The organism is Candidatus Bealeia paramacronuclearis, from assembly GCF_035607555.1.
GTDB classification, from domain to species: domain Bacteria; phylum Pseudomonadota; class Alphaproteobacteria; order UBA9655; family UBA9655; genus Bealeia; species Bealeia paramacronuclearis.
This window is the reverse complement of sequence record NZ_JAVHWZ010000001.1, coordinates 418,424-435,246: the sequence shown is the minus strand read 5'-3', so window position 1 is coordinate 435,246 and position 16,823 is coordinate 418,424. Positions and strand designations below refer to the sequence as shown.

Sequence of the window (16,823 nt, the reverse complement as noted above, 5' to 3'; positions counted from 1 at the left end):
AAAACAATGAGTTGGGGAGGATGGGCGCCATACGTATCTGTGGCCGAACGCAAAGCACAAGCCGAACGCAAAGTGAAAGCCTTAAAAAAGAAGGGGCAATGTATTCATCCCGTCGTTATTGAGGGACGCACGATTTCCAAAACGTTTTGGGGCAAATCGTGGTGCACAAATCTTGAGTCTTATAGCGATTATGAGAATCGTCTGCCCCGTGGTCGCACTTATGTTCGCAATGGTTCTGTGATTGACCTGAAAATTGGGGTTGGCGAAATCAACGCCATGGTCAGTGGATCTTCAATTTACACGGTCACAATTTTCATCACAGCCATTGATCCCGGAAAATGGAAAAGTCTTGTTGAGGGCTGCTCGGGCAAGATCTCATCGTTAATTGAGCTTTTACAAGGAAAATTCTCGAAAGGCGTGATGGAAATCATTGCAGCTCCTGAAAAAGGATTATTTCCGCATCCAAACGACATGAAATTCAATTGCGATTGCTATGATTATGCAAGCATGTGCAAACATGTGGCCGCAGCCCTTTACGGCGTTGGGAATCGCTTAGACAACTCTCCTGAGACTTTGTTTTTACTGCGTCATGCAAATCATATGGATCTGATTGGAAAAGCTGAAGCCCTTTCGTTCACAAAAAATCATGATGCTCAAAGTTCACAACTGACGGGCGATTTGTCCGCCCTCTTTGGTATTGAGATGGAAGATACTACCGTTCCTTCCGCTTCTGACAAAAAAGCCAAGTTTCAAACCAAAGTAACTTCAAAAAAGAAAGTTAGCACACCTAAGGTCATTGCGAAAATGGCTGTAAAACCCTCTCAAAAGAAGTTGAGTTCACCTAAAAAGAAATTAGTTTCTACCGCAAAGAAAAAACTTTCAACTCAACCGAAAAGTTGATGGGGATGCTACTCTTTCATCAAAATGGTGCTACTTCTTTTTACGGAATGTGTCCAAGGTCACGACGTTATCTTTAGGGCCTGCATCTTCGGATGTGGGCTCGACGATACTTTCGTCAATCTCCAAAAATACTTCATCATAAGGAGGGGGATTGAATTGAAGACCAAATTTGGCAGAGGGGTCCATAAAGCTTAAAAGTGCATAGAAAGGAACGTAGACTTTTTCATGCGCTTCGCTAAAACTGAGCAAAATTGAAAAACCGCGCTCATCCACTTCCAAATCCCAAAATTGATGTTGAATGACGATCGTCACTTCTTCGGGATGGCGCTCTCTTAAAAAGTCGGGAATTTCAACGCCGGGATAATCGGTTCTAAAGGAAATATAAAAATGATGTGCGCCAGGCAAACCGTTTTCAGCCGCATAAGCTAAAGCCTCACGAACAACGCCTCGCAAACCATCTTGGACCATCTCTTCATAATCAAACATATCCACGCCTCAAACTCCCTTTTTATAAAACTCAGTGGGGGCTTCTGTTGCCCGGTGCCCCCGAACCGCGGTTACCTTAGAATTAGGCAGCTGCTGACGCGGCCACTTTGTCTCCATTGAGGTTAGCACAGTTGAGATTAGCAACCATGCCACCGAACGCATTGTAAGATTTTGCGTCTATTTTAATAGCCCGATAACGGCGGTACAATGCCGAGCAAAAGTTTTATCTTTACTACGCACGTCGATCCTAACTCACCCCCGTAAAACCTGAGCCTTGATGGTGGAGGTGCCGGGCTCTGCCCCCGGGTCCGAAACGCCTATTCCATAAGCCGTTTATTGCCATAGTCAGTTACCCGACTCTTATATTATAATGCTTCTATGCATTTTTTTAAAGCTTTTTTGTACGCGTGTACGAGTTCATATAGAATGAGACTCAAGAGGCCTCGAGAATATGAGAGTGAATATAGTGCAAAGGAGTGAGGCCTTTCGCGGCGCGATGAGGCCGATAAGTATTATACTTTGAGACAGCTTGAGAGAGCTCAAAACGCATAGAACCTATAGAATCAGCCAGAAGGTTGTTTTGTTTGTAAAAATCCTCCCAAAATGTGCGATTTCTCCGCTCAACGCCGCCATTATAAGTGGGCTTTATGAAGTGCCCACAACGGACTGGGACCTCACTTTACCAAAACGGTTGCTTCAGGATATTTCATTGCCAGAACACCTAAATTTGCGGGGAGAGGTAAATCACACCTTCACTCATTTTCATCTCAACCTCAAAGTTTGGGAGGGCGCAACCCGCCACCTCAATCAGGGAGAATGGGTAGATTTTGAAAATCTCAAAGATTACGCACTGCCGACTTTGATGAAAAAGGTATTGAGTCTTTGAGAGTTTTAATGATTTTTTGGCGCTTCGTTTTTCTTCAGTTCCCCTCCGCACATGAGTGCACAAGAATTGCCAAATTGGCTAAAACAGCACTGTTGACCTGGACAATCTGCATTAGACTGACAATCTGCACGAAGGTTTATGCCCGGGATTAAAATCGTTAAAAACGCGAAGGAAAATAGATAACGTGATGTTTTCATTTTTTTCTCCATGATCATTTAAAAAAATCTTCTTATCTTTTCACACAAAGCGTTAAAAAAAGTTAATTTTAATATCCTCTTCATTTCGAAGGGAGGTAAAGTTTATTCTTTTCAATGATTTTAGCAACGTTTGGACCTACTGTATTTTCAATGCTTTTACCACTTTGAAGCGCCTTTTTGATTTTTGTGGAAGACGTGTCTTTTTGAGAAGAGCTTTCAATTGTGGCTATAATCGGACGTTCTCCAATTTTCCCTTTCAAGTCAGAAATATCATTGCCTTCTCTCAATGCTAAAATAAAAGAGTCCACAGGGGCAGCCATGAGTCCTCCCAACGTATGCTCTTTGTACTTTTCGGGAATTTCAATCCCGGTCATAAAACTCTCAAGGGCCTCAGGATTAGGACTCAAAGAATAAGCCGTGTCTGATCCGACAATCCCAATAAATTGGGTTCCTGGGAATGCGGATTTGACGGCAGGTTTTCCAAAAACAAATCGTACCTCATCCAAAACCATTAAAGACTTTTGCATTTCTAATGGGGAAAGACGGGTCACAATCACATGAGGATGATGTTCAAAAGCTGAAAACAGCATATCCAAACGATGGGCAACAGGAACTCTTTTCTTGTAATTGTCCCCGCCCCAAGACGGCACGACGAGAACAAAATCCACAAGGCCTTTTGAATAGGCAACTGGGCAACGTCCTGATGGCCCAAATGGAGAGGGCCAAAAGACCCCACATAATAACCAATTTTCTTATAAGAAAACGTATCCTTAAGAGAATCGTTCTGAATTAAATTCTCAAGAACAAGACCTTGAACTAAAGAAGACTTAAAAACGAAAAGACAGACAAAAACCCAACGCATACTTCTAAAAACCCACAATTTTGAAATTTAGGAAAAACTTACGATTTTACCCCTAGAAATGCAACCCATAACCCTCTATGAATAAGAAAAACTATATGGGGGCAACACTAGACTTTATGATCAAAAATCATGAAAATATTTCGTTTCAATTATTTTTTCTTTCGCTCATTCCCATCCTCCTCTGGTCATCCAATTATGTGGTGATGAGACTTGCCTCTACGCAAATTTCAATGTCGGTTTTTAATGGACTTCGATTTTTATTCCTTTTGCCGCTCATTTTCTTTTTAAAAAAGCCGTCACTCTCTTTTCTTAAGATTTTGATTTTAGCTTTTGTCTGGATTGGCCTCAATATTTATTGCATCGGCCGCGCTATAGAATCAGAAATTGACACCGGTTATTTGGCTTTGGGGTACGTCACCTCCAGCATCTTTGTGATTATTTTTTCATTCTTCATCAACAAAGAAGTTTTGACAAAAACCCAAGCAGTGGGTGCATTTCTGGCATTTTTAGGCATGGGATTTATTGCTTATGAAAAAGGATTTGATCTGAATTATTTGTCTGGCGTGGGCTTTCTTTTGGGCTCGAATTTTTTCATTGCTTTGGGCGTTACACTTTTAAAAAAATTTAATGTCACTGCATCCCTCTCTGTTGTAACCTGGGTTTCAGGGTTGGCCGTAATCCCACTTTTTGGACTTTCGCTCATCGACTTGGGCTTAGACGAAGTTAAACTCCAACTGGCGCATCTTGATCAAAGTACGATCTATAGTCTTCTTTATACGGGACTGGGATCCAGCTTATTAGGCGGTCTTGTTTGGATTGATGTGGTTAAAAAAATGGGCCCTAATGCCTCAAGTTTTCTCATGTTTTTAGTCCCCATTTTTGGACTTATTTTTGGACATCTCTTTTTTGAGGAAGCATTTACTCTCAACAAAATGATCTCAGCCGCCCTCGTATTATCCGGCGTCTTTTTATGTTTAAATCAACAAATGTTTTCCCCCAAACTCAAAAGTGCCACATGACAGCCGCCCTTGAAAATATCCGTGTGATTGATCTGACCCGTGTTTTGGCGGGGCCCACGTGTACCCAAATTTTAGGGGATTTGGGCGCGGATGTGATCAAAATCGAGCACCCCAAAATTCCTGATATCACCCGATCTTGGGGACCTCCGTTTGAGCTGGATAAAGAGGGCAATCCAACATCGGAAAGCGCTTATTACCTTAGCTGCAATCGGAACAAAAAATCTATCCTTTTGGATTTCACAACATCTGAGGGAAAATCCCAGCTGATTGACTATATTAAAACGGCTGATGTCTTTGTGGAGAATTTTAAAACAGGGACTCTTAAGCGTTATGGTTTGGATTATGAGGCTTTGCAAAAAATAAAGCCTGATATTATCTATTGCTCGATTACGGGATTTGGACAAACAGGACCTTTTGCGGAAAAACCAGGATATGACTTTCAAGTCCAGGGGATGTCAGGGCTCATGAGCTTAAATGGTGAACCTGAGGGGGCGCCTTTGCGGGCGGGCATTTCTTTGGCAGATATTTCAACGGGCGTTTATAGTGCCTTAGGAATCATGACTGCCCTTTATCATCGTGCACGCACAGGCGAGGGGCAATATATCGATATGGCCCTTTTTGATTGTCAAATGGCGATGCTCTCTTTTGCGGCTCAATCTTACCTTTTGGAAGGAAAACAACCTTCTCGTACAGGAAATGCCCATCCCAATATCGTGCCTTATGGGGCTTTTGAGGCACAGAACGGACATGTAATTCTGGCCATTGGCACCGATGATCAATTTCGGAAATTCTGTGAGGCGGTAGGGCGACCAGAAATCATCCAAAGCCCCAAATTTTCTCAAAACAAAGAACGCGTTTTCAATCGGGAAATACTGATTCCCCTTATTCAAGAGATTATGGGCAAAAAAACTGTTCAAGAATGGGTTGAACTTTTAGATAAACTGGACATTCCCTGCGGACCTGTGAATTCCTTAAAAGAGGCATTTTCCCATCCTCAAGCCTTGGCCCGGGAACTTTCCATTTCTCTGGAAGGCCTCAAGCTTGTCGCAAGTCCTTTACGACTTTCTAAAACGCCGCCCATTTACTCAGCCCGTCCTCCAAGACATGGAGAACAGGGCGAGAAACAAGAGTTTTAAGAGTGGATTTCGGGGAAATGCTTTTTAAGATCAATGTAAAGCACCCCATCGGTGCCGACTGGATCCGATTTCAAGGCCTCGAGAAGATTTACCTTGTATATTGTATATTCAGTGGAAGTATTGTCTTGTTTCATTGAAATTTTAATAGAGGTATTTTTTAATTTTTCCTTCTCAATCAATGCACCATCTGACAAAGAAGTAAAATCTGTTTTAATTCCAAGAGCTGAAATCGCCTGAAAAGCATTAGTAGCTTGCTCATTCCAAAAAATTCCAACAGGAGTTGTTAACTGATAAATTTTAGAATTAAATTTAGTGTGATCGACAAACCCAAAATTGCCTGGGATATGCCTTAGCGGACAAAAGTCTCCTTCAAAATCTGGATAGGCATCACGGGGTGGATTTTTGATCGTAACGGCTCTTAAAACTCGAGGCTCTTCATTTGCCATAAGAGATCCCGTTACAAAAACGCTTAACACAGCCAAAACATTCAATAACTTTATCATAAACATTTCTCCAGCAACAGTAAAAATGACAATTTAACTCATGCGAACCTATTGTGATTGCTTCTCCCCGTCAATGGGGTGCAGTCATAAAAATTAACTTTTATTCTTAATAAAGTGCGCCCAAAGTTTTTCGAATAAAGTCCTCTCCCAAACGAAGACCGCGATGATCGATGGCGTGATCTAGATTTTCCAAAATGTGAAGTTGGGATGCAACACCGGCGTCTTTTAAAAGGACATGAGATGCATGGGAATTTTCAGGTGGCAAAACACTATCATCTGTGCCGTGGATTAAAAGGACTGGCACATTTTTTTGATCAATGTCTTTTGTGGAAATATATCCTCCCGAATAGGCAATAACGCCGGCAGGCGGATTCTGACCATGAAGTCCCAAATCAAGTGCCAACATTGCTCCTTGCGAAAATCCGACAAGAATTAAATCCTTATAAGCCAAATTCCGTTTTTGCAGTTCAGCATCCAAAAAGGAAATGATCGTCGGGCGCAATTCATCCAAACTTTTTTCAATGCGTTTGAGGCTCCGATCGATGAGTGAAAACCACTGATACCCCCCGGGAATTCCACCTTCCCAAGCTTCAATACCATTGGGTGCTATAAAATCAAGGGTTGGGAAATCTTGATGCCATTCATGGGCAAGAGAAATCAAATTGTCCCCACTGGCCCCATAACCGTGAAAAATTACAACAAGTCCTTGAGGTGTTGTGCCTTGAGCATGCTGAAGCCTGGGGCCATTCATTTGATGCATTGTGAAAGTCTCTCCTCAAATCATTTTCGTTAAAACCATACCTAAAAGAATGGCAGGGGCAAATGGAAAACGTGCCTCTTTGAATTTTTTATGCCATATGAATGCCATAATAAGACCCAGTCCCCCTATTCCCATTGCGAAATAGGGAAGCTCCTTTGGTGCCAACCAAATGGCACAAACACCAATCAATAAAAGATCTCCCTCTCCCAAAGATTTTTGATGTTTGAATTTTGTAATAGCCCTTTGAATCACCCATACCACGGGTACGGCAATAACGGAGGAGAGTACGTAACTATACGTCCCCGTAAGACTTATTTTAAGCAATCCCAAAACCCCAACCCCAAGACTCGCAAACATTGGGATTTTTTTGATGAGCAGATCTGAAAAAATAATAATCCCGAAAAAATGCAAAAAAATGAAATAAATTATAAAATCTAAAGATAATCCCCATTTCCAAAAGCCTAACATCGCAAAAATTGTTAAAAACAATTCGGCATAAAGATAATTTGGCGAGAACGGACTTTCACAATAAACACATTTCCCCTTTTGAAAGAGATAAGAAAATAAGGGTATAAGTTGGAGGGGACCCAGTGGTTTTTCACAAGCCTCACATTGAGATCTTTTAAAAAGAGAAGCTCCTTCCTCAAGTCTTTGTGCCGTACACAATGCAAAACTACCAATGGAAGCTCCCCAAAAGCCAATTAAAAATAAGAGGATAAAATAGGAATAGTTCACAAAAGAGCTCTGGATTTTTTTAAATATTTTGAATACAGTAGCAAAAATCATAAGGAAACAAAAGGGTTTATGAAAAAATTATCACGTCTTTTTGGAATGTTTTCACTGTGTATTCTCTCTAGTTGCGATTTGATCGAACACCGCGAATATCATGATCCGGGCTTAAAACTCAGAGCTGAGGATTACAAAACAATTACAAAGGAACCCGTGTCTCCCCAAGTGATTCCTGAATTCAAACCTCAACCCAAAGCCTTAAAACCAAAACCTGTCTTGACGCCTGAGATGAAAAAGCCTGTGTCTTTGATCATTCAAGATAATGTCCCTTTAAAAGAAATTTTGCTGGAGCTCTCACGACAAGCCGGCGTGGGATTGGCCTTAAGTCCTGGGATTTCCGGAAAAGCGGAAGGCATTACCTATTCGGCTCAAAAACAACCCTTCATCGAAGTGATTCGGGATTTGTGCGAACTGACGGGTCTTCGTTTTCAAATCACAAACAACCTGATTAAAATTGAAATGGATGAGCCTTACCTTGTGACTTACGATCTTCATACTGTAAGCCAAGTCCGTAAAAACGATAATAAAAGCTCCATTTCAACGGATATTTTCACCGTCCTTCAAGACAAACAAAATCGCGCGGATAATGGTTCGGACACGGTATTACAAGGCAATACGCTGACTGATTTTTGGTCAGAACTCGAGCAAAACCTTATGATGATTTTGAGTCAAAAAGACGGTACTTTGAAAAAAGGAACGCCGTCCCTTGATTACACAATCCACAAACAAGGGGGACTCATTACTGCCAAGGGTACAGCACAGCAACACAAACAGCTTTATGACTATTTTAATCAATTGGCACGGGCCACCGCGACACAAGTCATTATTGAAGCGAAGATCATCGAAGTGACACTGAACAATCAATACAAAACGGGAATCAACTGGAGCCAGTTGGGGGGATCCTTTAATTTCTCAGCAGCCCTCGGAAGCACAACGACACCAGGTCCTTATAAGAAAAGCACGCTCTCCTCGAGGGATTTGGTGACTTTTGCTTTCCAACATGAAGACTTTTCCTCCGTTTTAAATATGATCAAAAAATTTGGAACGGTCAGGGCCCTTTCAAACCCAAGATTAACCGTCATGAATAATCAACCGGCCATGCTGAAAGTCGCTACCAACGAGGTCTTCTTTATGGTGGATTTTGAGCGTGTTTTTGCCGGAAATGACAAACCTGATACAGAAAATATCTCAAGTCAAATTATGACCGTCCCTATTGGAATGCTGCTTGTGGTTCAACCCTCTGTCAATCTTGAGACGGGGGACATTGCCATGACTTTGCGCCCCACAATCTCACGTGTTGAGAAATTTGTAGATGACCCCGCAGTCGCTATTAAATCCGCCAATACCGTCACATCCAAAATTCCAGTGGTTCAAGTTCGGGAGATGGATTCAGTCTTAAGACTTAAATCAGGGCAAGTTGTGGTCTTAGGGGGGCTTATGGAGGACAGGGCGGAAAATTCCAGCGCTTCTGTTCCTGTTGTCGATTCCGTGCCCGTTTTAGGCGAATTGGGGCGGGGCAAAGATGATGACCGCAAAGTTAATGAGCTTGTGATCTTCTTAACCGCCCACATCGCTGAGGAGCCCATAATCGCCCCTGCTGATGAAAGGCTTTACAATACCTACACAGAAGATCCGCGACCTTTGGCCTTATAAAGGGACTTTGTCAAAAATCTTAATCACTGGGACTATCTCAGGATTAAGGTCGAAAGTTCCTTGTGCTTTTTCTGCCTTAATAAGTTCGGCAATGTATTTCCAAAAGTCTGAGCGCCATTTTGCAAACACTTTACGATCAATTTTGGATTTTCCAAAATCGGGGTGAAGGCAATCTCCATAATAACTACCCTCTTTGAGAAGACCTTCTTTTTTAGCGTCTTTTCTTGAAATATTGGACGCTAAAACTTGATCACCTTTCACGACAATTCCCACGTCTGTTCCATGATGAAAATCACTGGGCAATGGGATGATACCATCTTCCATGGTTTTGAGAAGATGATGAATATCCAACCTCTTGCGAGATTGTTCTTTCATTAACATGGCATGGTAGTCCACACCCCAAGGTAAATCTGGATTTCCTACAACAATAGGCTCATTTAAGAAACGCTCAACGATGGGCGTCACTTTATACGTAAAAGGGGCCGTTCCTTTTTCCATACGCTCAAGGTTCGTCTCAAAAATTGTGATTCCATTTTTCTTGGCAATCACAATTTGTTGTGGATCCATCAAGCGCATATCTAAATAATAAGGAACGTCTTGGAATACACCAAAGTGCGTAAAATGATTAGACGAAAATTTTTCTTGATAAACAACTTTAAGATCTTCAGGCGTTTTTATTAGGCCTTGAACTTCCTTCTGCATTTGAAATATTGAGCCATTTAAATTTTCTTTATCAAAAATGAACTTTCTATTGTTTTTATTTTTAGCCACTTCTTTTCGCACTCCAAGGAAATGCTTTTTAAGGGCGCCTTCAGGTGTTTTAAGGGACGTGGGAGATGCACATGTGAATTGATTTCTTCTCTTTTTAGGACTTAAAAAAGAGGCGTCGACTTTAATTTTTTTAGGTTCAACAACTTCTAAATCACGAGCGTCCAATTCGGAAATTTTACGTATTTTTGAGGAGGATGTATTTTCTGTATCATTTTCAGTTGGATTTCCAAAAAGAGAAGGGATTTCAATCAATAGCATACTTAAAAACGTGCTTGTTACAATACGCAACATAAACCCACTCCAACACTCAAATGAAAAACAAAATCAAAATTTCAATTGATTAAGTGAGGATTTTGGAGCTGCACCACAATCTCAAAGACTAAAGCTGTGGGTTGCTAAAAAGAGGCGGCAAAAATAAAGAATTTTAGATAAATTTTATAAATACTTATAAAGTCATTTCTTAACAAAGAGATGCATGCAATTTGGCACGACGTCCTTAAGCCATACTGAACATACGATCCTTCAATTCGACGCTTTACCTCAGATGTAAGATTATGTAAGTTACTTTCAAACGCGCCCTTAGCTCAGTTGGATAGAGCGTCGGCCTTCTAAGCCGCAGGTCGCAGGTTCGAATCCTGCAGGGCGCGCCAATTCTCAGATTTAGTTTAATAGACAGCTCATCCCATTTGCAGTAGCACCGCACTTTGGAATGGGACGAGAGCTCGGATCTATTTTTGTCACTTCAGCGTGAATTTCAGACCATGTCCAATCAAATTCCAACGGAATTTTGTCATTTCGCGTTACGGTACAGCGAAGATTGCCTTCATTAAGAGAGGCTGAAGGTTGTGTAAATGTAACCGATTTATCCTTTGAAGGCGGAACTTCAATGGTTTTGTGTGCCACAACAAAAGTCTCCTTTTGATTGGGAAGCTCTATGTGGATTTTTGCTGTGCACTCTGTGTCATTACAAGCAATCGGATTTACCTTAGAATTGGGACATTCCACAAGAAATCTATCTTCTGCATTCAGAGTAAAGTTAGAAAAACTCAATAGGACAATTGCTGACTGAATTATTTTCATGTGAAACCCCTTATGTTTTTTACACTGTGATCTTTTCTTGAGAAAAAGTCAATTTCAGTAAAAAATTCTTTTTCGTGTCTTCTCACATTAGCGAATTATTGAAGATATCAGAAGAGTCACCACCGAAAAAACAGTTCTTCCTTAAATCCTCTATTGAAATTTTACTCAAAGTCTACGATGTTGGGTCCTGTATATTTTCACTCATTTTTTCAAAGCATGAACAGACTCAATCGTTACATATTCAAGCAATTGTTTTTCACCAGTGTTTCTGTAGCGGTTGTCTTGACCTGCGTTGTCTGGCTCGCCCAATCTCTTCGATTTGTGGAGATGGTGGCCAATAAAGGCGTTTCAGCAACACTCTTTTTTCAGATGGTATTCTTTCTTCTCCCCAATCTCATCATTATTGTTTTGCCCATTTCAGCTCTTATTGGAGTTCTTTTTATCTATAACAAACTTGCGTCCGATCATGAGTTGATGGTGATGCAAGGCTCTGGTGTCAGTGCTTTTCAACTTTTAAAACCAGCCCTTTTTTTGGCGCTTCTTTTGACCATTTTGCTTTATGGTTTTACGCTTTACCTCTTGCCGCTCTCCTTCTCCAAATTCAAAGATCTTGAAGTCAGTTTAAAAAATGAAACCAGCGCCAGCATGATGCAACCGGGTGAGTTCAATACCTTTGGCAAATATACTTTCTTTGCCCGCACCCGTACTACAAATGGCGTGTTACAAGGTCTTGTTGTGTATGATGGCAGCAACCCCGAAAAACCTGCAACACTCCTCTCTGAACGCGGCTTTGCCATTGAGGAAGAGGATGGTTTTCGGATGATCCTTCAAAATGGAAATCGTCAGGAAAAAAGTCCTAAAACGGGGAAGCCCTCTATTTTGTATTTCGATAAATATACCATCGTCGTGAAAAAGCCTGAATCCACTGCAAAGAGCCGCGCGATTAAACCCTATGAGCGTTTTTTGGGAGATCTTTTTACTCCTCTCGATCCTACCCTTAGTGAAAACAGCAAATTGCAACTTTGGGCTGAAGGACACAACCGAATCATCACACCCCTTTATGCGTTTGCCTTTACGTTAATTGGGGCAGCTTGTCTTTTGTCAGGTCATTACAATAGGCGAGGACGGTCTGGAAAGATTTTAATGGCAGGCGTTGCTGCATGTTTTTTACAGATTATGACGTTAATTCTTTTGAACTCTGTGAAGTTCGGAAAATTCACCGTGGGGATTGCGTATGGATTAATAACACTCATTGTGGCCTTAGCGTTTTATATGATGAGCGATCGAGGTGTGTTTCTCATTGATAATTTGGATCTCTTGTCTTTGAGGAGAAAATCAAAATGAATTTTTTCTCAACCCTCGCCAATTATTGTAATCGCACTTTTCTCAAAAGCTTTTTGATCACGCTCATTTGCCTAGCCCTTATTGTGGCGTTCTTTGATTTTTCAGAAATTCAAAGACGTGCTGCCATACGACCTGATATTTTATTGGGACTTAAATTAAAGCTTGTGCTCCTCAAGCTCTTTTATATCCTTGAGCAAGTGTTGCCCTTCATTGTTTTTATTTCTTCTCTTTTTATTTTTTGGAAACTCAATCGTCAGAATGAAGTTGTCGTTACCCGCGCAGCTGGCGTCTCAGCCCTCAAACTCGTCCTTCCCGTAGTGATTGCAGCCTTGAGCGTTGGATTCCTCGACATTGGGGTTATCAATCCGATTTCCTCCGTAATGATGCAAAAACATGAAAAACTTGAGGATAAATATTTTCATCAAAAAGAAAATTCGCTCAAGGTTTCTGAAAATGGGTTATGGCTTCGTGAAAGACATCATGATCGTCAATGGGTTTACCGGATGGGGAAAGCGGATTTACCTCAAAAAATGTTTTCTGATGTTACCGTTTATGGATTCCTGGAAAACAATGAGTTTATGGAAAGATATGATGCGAAATCTGCACGACTCCTTGATAATCATCAACTTCTGCTTGAAGATGTGTGGAAACTTGAAAAGGGCAAGGCCCCACAAAAGTTGACTTCTCTTCAAATTGACACAACACTGAGTCAAGACAGCATTGAAAATGTAGGCGTGCATCGCGCTGTCCTCTCTTTCTGGCAACTTCCGGGCTATATCCATCTTCTCAAGGTATCAGGACTTTCAGCTTTAAAATATGAAATGTATTGGCATTCCACTCTTGCCCGTGGATTTTGGTTGGGCGCAATGATTCTTTTGGCCGCGGCCTTTTCTTTTCGTCCCATCCGAAGTGGGGGATCTGTGATTCTTGCCATTGCGGGGTTGATGTCAGGATTTATTCTTTACTTTATTCGTGATTTTACATATGCCTTAGGAACCTCAGGTGTGGTTCCTGCGATTTTGGCGGCGTGGCTACCTTGCATTCTCACCGCTGTTATGGGGCTTGCACTCCTCTTGCATTTGGAAGATGGCTAAGATGAAACGAACTTTACTTGTATCACTCGCTCTATTATCTCTCCAGATAGGGGAGACACTGGCAATCAATCCGGCCAAAATGCAAGTGGACGAAGATACCCCCATTCTTTTTTATGCGGATGAGAAAACCTATGACTCAGAACTTGGAATTCTGATTCTTAAAGGTAATGTCGAATTTTCCCAAAAAGACAGCGTACTTGAAGCCGATTATGTAACTTACAATGAAAATTCAGATATTGTAACCGCCTCTGGAAATGTGCGTTTGCGCCAACCCGATGGTGACATTTATTTGGCTGAATATATGGAACTTAAAGGCGACTTAAAGGATGGATTTGCTCGCCATCTTCGCGGCCTTATGGCCGATGACGGAAAAATTGTTGCCGTTGAATCCCGCCTTAAAGGTGATATTGAGGAATTTGACAAATCCGTTTACACGCCTTGCGATTTTTGCGGTGATCACCCTCCAGTCTGGCAAATTAATGCCCAAAAAACTGTTAAAGATGACGGTACCAAAGATATTCACTTCACAGACGCTCAATTGCGTATGTTTGATGTCCCTCTTCTTTATACACCTTATTTAACCCAACCTTTAGAACGACGTTCTGGATTTTTGATGCCATTTTTTGGATTTGGAACAAAAGATACGGGCTTTAATTTTGAAGTCCCTTACTACTGGGCCATTTCACCGGATAAAGATGCCACATTCTCTCCCGTTTTTTTCACAGAACTACCCCCCCTTTTAAAGGGAAGTTATCGTCAAGCCTTTGGAAATGGTCGATTAGGAGTTAATGGAAGCTTCACCCAAAAAAAGACCGTCCATCCAGGTGATAAAAATTACCTTGCCGAAAAAGATATTCCAAAAAACAGGTGGCACATCATGGGCGACGGTCAATATGGCATCAATGATGATTGGCGGTGGGGGTTTAAAGGTGCACGCTCGAGTGATCCCACTTATCTGAGGTACTATAACATTTTTGGAACCATTAGTGATCCCGCGTTAACTTCAAAAGTTTATCAAGAAGGCTTTTTTGACCGCAGCTATTTTTCAAATAAAATGTATAGCTTTCAGGCACAAAACACAGGGATTAAATCCAGTACGATCCCAACAATTTTGCCTATTGCAGACTATCATTATGTAAGTCCTGCATTACGCTATGGAAGCCGTTTTAATTTCGATGCCAATTTCTTGAATATGTACCGCGATATCGGTATAAAGATGGAACGTGGTATTATGAATGGCGGATTCAAAGTTCCCTATATTAACTCTTGGGGACACGCCTTTACATTTTTTACCAATGTACGGACAGATCTTTACCACGTTGAAGATTATATTATTACACCTCCTGTGAAATCCGGAACGTATTCTCGCACATTCCCGCGTGCCGGAATTGATTGGCGTTGGCCATTTATGAAAAAGTTTAAGGATCAATCTTTAATTCTTGAGCCCATTGGCCAAATTGTGGGAACACCAAATGGTCTTAATCCACGAACAATCCCGAACCAAGATGGTGGCGGGTTTGAATTCACAGATGGTAATCTTTTTGCCATTGATCGTATACCCGGATTTGACCAAGTGGATAGTGGAAGTCGTACAAACTATGGACTCCTTTTAAGAACTGATGGAAGTGTTTTGGGCACAAATTCCATTTTGTTTGGCCAAAGCTATAGTTTTGTAGATCCCCATGGAAAGAATGCCTTTCAAGGCCTTGGAAGCCGCGCCTCTGACTATGTTGGATCTGTTGATATATCCCCATTCCCAGAGTACTTTAGTACACATTATCGATTCCGTTATGATAAGGATTCTTGGGATCAACGTTTTGCTGAAGTGGGAACAATATTTGGCCCTTCTATCGCTAAAATTAGCGCCGATTATATTTTCTTAGACAAAGCGACCGGAACAATGTCAAATCTTGATTTTAATCAAATTAGCCTAAAGTTTTCTTCTCAAATGACACAACATTGGTCATTTCAACTATTATCGCGACATGACATGAATTCCAAACGCGAAGGTGGCGGAATTCTCTCGCGGGGTGCTGGTATAAAATATATAGATGAATGCTTCACTCTCGATTTTTCAGTCACACAAAATTACTACACAGACCGTGACATTAAACCTGGGAAAGTCTTTATGCTTGTTTTGGGCTTTAAGAACCTCGGCACTTTTTCTCAAGGGTATAACGCCTCGGAGATGGCGGGACCCAATCAAGGGACGATTTCTCGATTAAATTAAATTCGTCAAGCGCGGTGATCTGATTTGCTACTGATTTTTGGAAAATCGCCAAAAGATTTCATCAAAAGAGAGCCCCGTTTGGAATGGGACTGGCCCAATTCTTGAAGAAGTTCTTGGCGACATTTTCTCAAGCGATTGAGCTCACGGGCATCATCCCGATCTTGAATTTGAATGGCTGCGATCTTCATCTCAATGAGATCCAGCATAATTTCAAGGGACTGTCTTGTTAATGTCATTGCAGCAACCTCCCATTTCATGTTTAGCTGAAAATTAGTCTACACTCACGACCCTTAAGAAATGATGAATGAGAGCTTATGCCTTTATTAACGACATCCGAATTTGACATTCGCACTATTCCCAAAGGCCTGCGCTTGGGTGGTTTTGATGTGGGGGAAAAAACAATTGGGGTCGCCTTAAGCGATTCCCTTTTTATGGTAGCCTCTCCCCTTCTTGTCATTCAACGCAAAAAATGGACGCAAGATCTTGCGATTATTCAAAATCTCATTTCCGAGTATCAAATTTATGGCATTGTCATTGGGTTGCCTTTGAATATGGACGGCAGCGAAGGTCCCAAATGCCAATCCGTGCGTCAAGTTGCGCGCAATCTTTTAAAAGAAATGGACATCCCTCTTGTTTTTTGGGACGAACGTTTATCAACAGTTGCCGTAACACGCACATTACTTGAGGCCGATATGTCTCGCGCAAAACGCAAAGACAATGTCGATAAAATGGCCGCCAGTTTTATTCTTCAGGGATTTTTAGATTTAAAGCGTCTTACTTAGGCGCGCAATTGCCACTTGCATCCATGATATAAGTCCCTGAGGGAACAGAACCTGCAATTTGTTGGGCGGCAATGCTCATGACATCAGTCAGACTTGAACCATTACTACTTTGAATGTTTTGGTATTCTTGAGTGCGTTGCGCATTTACAGTGCTGATCAATTGTTGAACATCCGATGAGGCCGCACCTTGAGCGACTAAAAAACCATTGTTGCCTTCGCAAACAACGCCTTGCGCACGCGCAGCATCAAGAGAGATCGCGTTCAGTTCAACACCTATAAATACGGAAAAAGTCACAAGTGCGAGGGTTAAATAACGCATGATAGAAATCCT

Annotated in this window: 18 protein-coding genes, 1 tRNA gene, 1 other RNA gene and 1 pseudogene; 10 read left to right on the top strand and 11 right to left on the bottom strand. The window is 41.5% G+C overall.

Annotated features, from left to right (window positions below; translation table 11 throughout):
- The first annotated feature begins 6 nt into the window (after positions 1-6).
- Positions 7-900 carry an SWIM zinc finger family protein gene (locus Bealeia2_RS02250; protein ID WP_331255527.1) on the top strand — a complete coding sequence of 298 codons (894 nt, stop codon included), beginning with the start codon at positions 7-9 and terminating at the stop codon, positions 898-900.
- Positions 901-930: 30 nt separating this feature from the next.
- Here Bealeia2_RS02250 and Bealeia2_RS02245 read toward each other — a convergent pair whose 3' ends face one another.
- The 3 genes and pseudogenes from Bealeia2_RS02245 to Bealeia2_RS02235 all read right to left on the bottom strand — a co-directional run.
- Entirely contained in the window at positions 931-1,386 is a 456-nt protein-coding gene (locus tag Bealeia2_RS02245) for an SspB family protein (protein WP_331255962.1), read from the bottom strand.
- Between the two features lie 33 nt (positions 1,387-1,419).
- Positions 1,420-1,783, bottom strand: a transfer-messenger RNA (tmRNA) gene (ssrA, locus tag Bealeia2_RS02240).
- Between the two features lie 36 nt (positions 1,784-1,819).
- Positions 1,820-2,029, bottom strand: a pseudogene (locus Bealeia2_RS02235) (integrase core domain-containing protein); the annotation flags it as partial.
- Positions 2,030-2,038: 9 nt separating this feature from the next.
- Here Bealeia2_RS02235 and Bealeia2_RS02230 point away from each other — a divergent pair.
- Positions 2,039-2,272, top strand: coding sequence for an NUDIX domain-containing protein (locus tag Bealeia2_RS02230; protein ID WP_422388041.1), 234 nt, complete (start codon positions 2,039-2,041; stop codon positions 2,270-2,272).
- Between the two features lie 277 nt (positions 2,273-2,549).
- Here Bealeia2_RS02230 and Bealeia2_RS02225 read toward each other — a convergent pair whose 3' ends face one another.
- Positions 2,550-3,137, bottom strand: coding sequence for a hypothetical protein (locus Bealeia2_RS02225; RefSeq protein WP_331255525.1), 588 nt, complete (start codon positions 3,135-3,137; stop codon positions 2,550-2,552).
- 271 nt (positions 3,138-3,408) lie between these two features.
- Here Bealeia2_RS02225 and Bealeia2_RS02220 point away from each other — a divergent pair, with 271 nt between their 5' ends.
- Both Bealeia2_RS02220 and Bealeia2_RS02215 read left to right on the top strand, forming a co-directional pair.
- Entirely contained in the window at positions 3,409-4,350 is a 942-nt protein-coding gene (locus Bealeia2_RS02220) for a DMT family transporter (RefSeq protein WP_331255524.1), read from the top strand.
- The gene (locus Bealeia2_RS02215; RefSeq protein WP_331255523.1) at positions 4,302-5,486 is read left to right on the top strand and encodes a CaiB/BaiF CoA transferase family protein; all 1,185 of its coding nucleotides are present in this window, start codon (positions 4,302-4,304) and stop codon (positions 5,484-5,486) included. Before Bealeia2_RS02220 ends, Bealeia2_RS02215 begins: the two co-directional genes overlap by 49 nt.
- On the opposite strand, the gene Bealeia2_RS02210 is transcribed toward Bealeia2_RS02215, so the two are convergent.
- The 3 genes from Bealeia2_RS02210 to Bealeia2_RS02200 form a co-directional block, all read right to left on the bottom strand.
- Complete coding sequence (locus Bealeia2_RS02210; protein ID WP_331255522.1) at positions 5,483-5,932, bottom strand: hypothetical protein; 450 nt, start codon at positions 5,930-5,932, stop codon at positions 5,483-5,485. The genes Bealeia2_RS02215 and Bealeia2_RS02210 overlap by 4 nt on opposite strands.
- A 163-nt stretch (positions 5,933-6,095) precedes the next feature.
- Entirely contained in the window at positions 6,096-6,749 is a 654-nt protein-coding gene (locus Bealeia2_RS02205) for an alpha/beta hydrolase (RefSeq protein WP_331255521.1), read from the bottom strand.
- Positions 6,750-6,764: 15 nt separating this feature from the next.
- Entirely contained in the window at positions 6,765-7,484 is a 720-nt protein-coding gene (locus Bealeia2_RS02200; RefSeq protein ID WP_331255520.1) for a prepilin peptidase, read from the bottom strand.
- 69 nt (positions 7,485-7,553) lie between these two features.
- Here Bealeia2_RS02200 and Bealeia2_RS02195 point away from each other — a divergent pair, with 69 nt between their 5' ends.
- Complete coding sequence (locus Bealeia2_RS02195; RefSeq protein WP_331255519.1) at positions 7,554-9,191, top strand: hypothetical protein; 1,638 nt, start codon at positions 7,554-7,556, stop codon at positions 9,189-9,191.
- Here Bealeia2_RS02195 and Bealeia2_RS02190 read toward each other — a convergent pair.
- A complete protein-coding gene (locus tag Bealeia2_RS02190; RefSeq protein WP_331255518.1) occupies positions 9,186-10,253 on the bottom strand; it encodes a hypothetical protein in 1,068 nt (355 codons plus the stop codon). The genes Bealeia2_RS02195 and Bealeia2_RS02190 overlap by 6 nt on opposite strands.
- 282 nt (positions 10,254-10,535) lie before the next feature.
- Between Bealeia2_RS02190 and Bealeia2_RS02185 the strand changes: the two genes are divergently transcribed.
- Positions 10,536-10,612: transfer RNA gene (locus Bealeia2_RS02185), tRNA-Arg, on the top strand.
- A gap of 10 nt (positions 10,613-10,622) precedes the next feature.
- Here the strand turns inward: Bealeia2_RS02185 and Bealeia2_RS02180 are convergent.
- The gene (locus Bealeia2_RS02180) at positions 10,623-11,042 is read right to left on the bottom strand and encodes a hypothetical protein (protein WP_331255517.1); all 420 of its coding nucleotides are present in this window, start codon (positions 11,040-11,042) and stop codon (positions 10,623-10,625) included.
- Positions 11,043-11,258: 216 nt separating this feature from the next.
- On the opposite strand from Bealeia2_RS02180, the gene lptF reads away from it, so the two are divergent.
- The 3 genes from lptF to Bealeia2_RS02165 are packed head-to-tail and all read left to right on the top strand — an operon-like array spanning position 11,259 to position 15,710.
- Positions 11,259-12,386, top strand: coding sequence for an LPS export ABC transporter permease LptF (gene lptF, locus Bealeia2_RS02175; protein ID WP_331255516.1), 1,128 nt, complete (start codon positions 11,259-11,261; stop codon positions 12,384-12,386).
- Positions 12,383-13,480: an LptF/LptG family permease gene (locus Bealeia2_RS02170; protein ID WP_331255515.1), complete on the top strand. Its 1,098-nt coding sequence runs from the start codon at positions 12,383-12,385 to the stop codon at positions 13,478-13,480. Before lptF ends, Bealeia2_RS02170 begins: the two co-directional genes overlap by 4 nt.
- Before the next feature lies 1 nt (position 13,481).
- Complete coding sequence (locus Bealeia2_RS02165; RefSeq protein ID WP_331255514.1) at positions 13,482-15,710, top strand: LPS-assembly protein LptD; 2,229 nt, start codon at positions 13,482-13,484, stop codon at positions 15,708-15,710.
- 5 nt (positions 15,711-15,715) lie between these two features.
- Here the strand turns inward: Bealeia2_RS02165 and Bealeia2_RS02160 are convergent, their stop codons facing one another.
- Positions 15,716-15,946: a hypothetical protein gene (locus Bealeia2_RS02160; protein ID WP_331255513.1), complete on the bottom strand. Its 231-nt coding sequence runs from the start codon at positions 15,944-15,946 to the stop codon at positions 15,716-15,718.
- A 78-nt stretch (positions 15,947-16,024) separates the two neighbouring features.
- Here Bealeia2_RS02160 and ruvX point away from each other — a divergent pair, with 78 nt between their 5' ends.
- A complete protein-coding gene (ruvX, locus tag Bealeia2_RS02155; RefSeq protein ID WP_331255512.1) occupies positions 16,025-16,492 on the top strand; it encodes a Holliday junction resolvase RuvX in 468 nt (155 codons plus the stop codon).
- On the opposite strand, the gene Bealeia2_RS02150 is transcribed toward ruvX, so the two are convergent.
- Positions 16,485-16,811, bottom strand: a complete 327-nt coding sequence (locus Bealeia2_RS02150; protein WP_331255511.1) for a YdbL family probable chaperone protein — start codon at positions 16,809-16,811, stop codon at positions 16,485-16,487. The two genes, ruvX and Bealeia2_RS02150, sit on opposite strands and share 8 nt — an antisense overlap.
- Between the last annotated feature and the right edge of the window lie 12 nt (positions 16,812-16,823).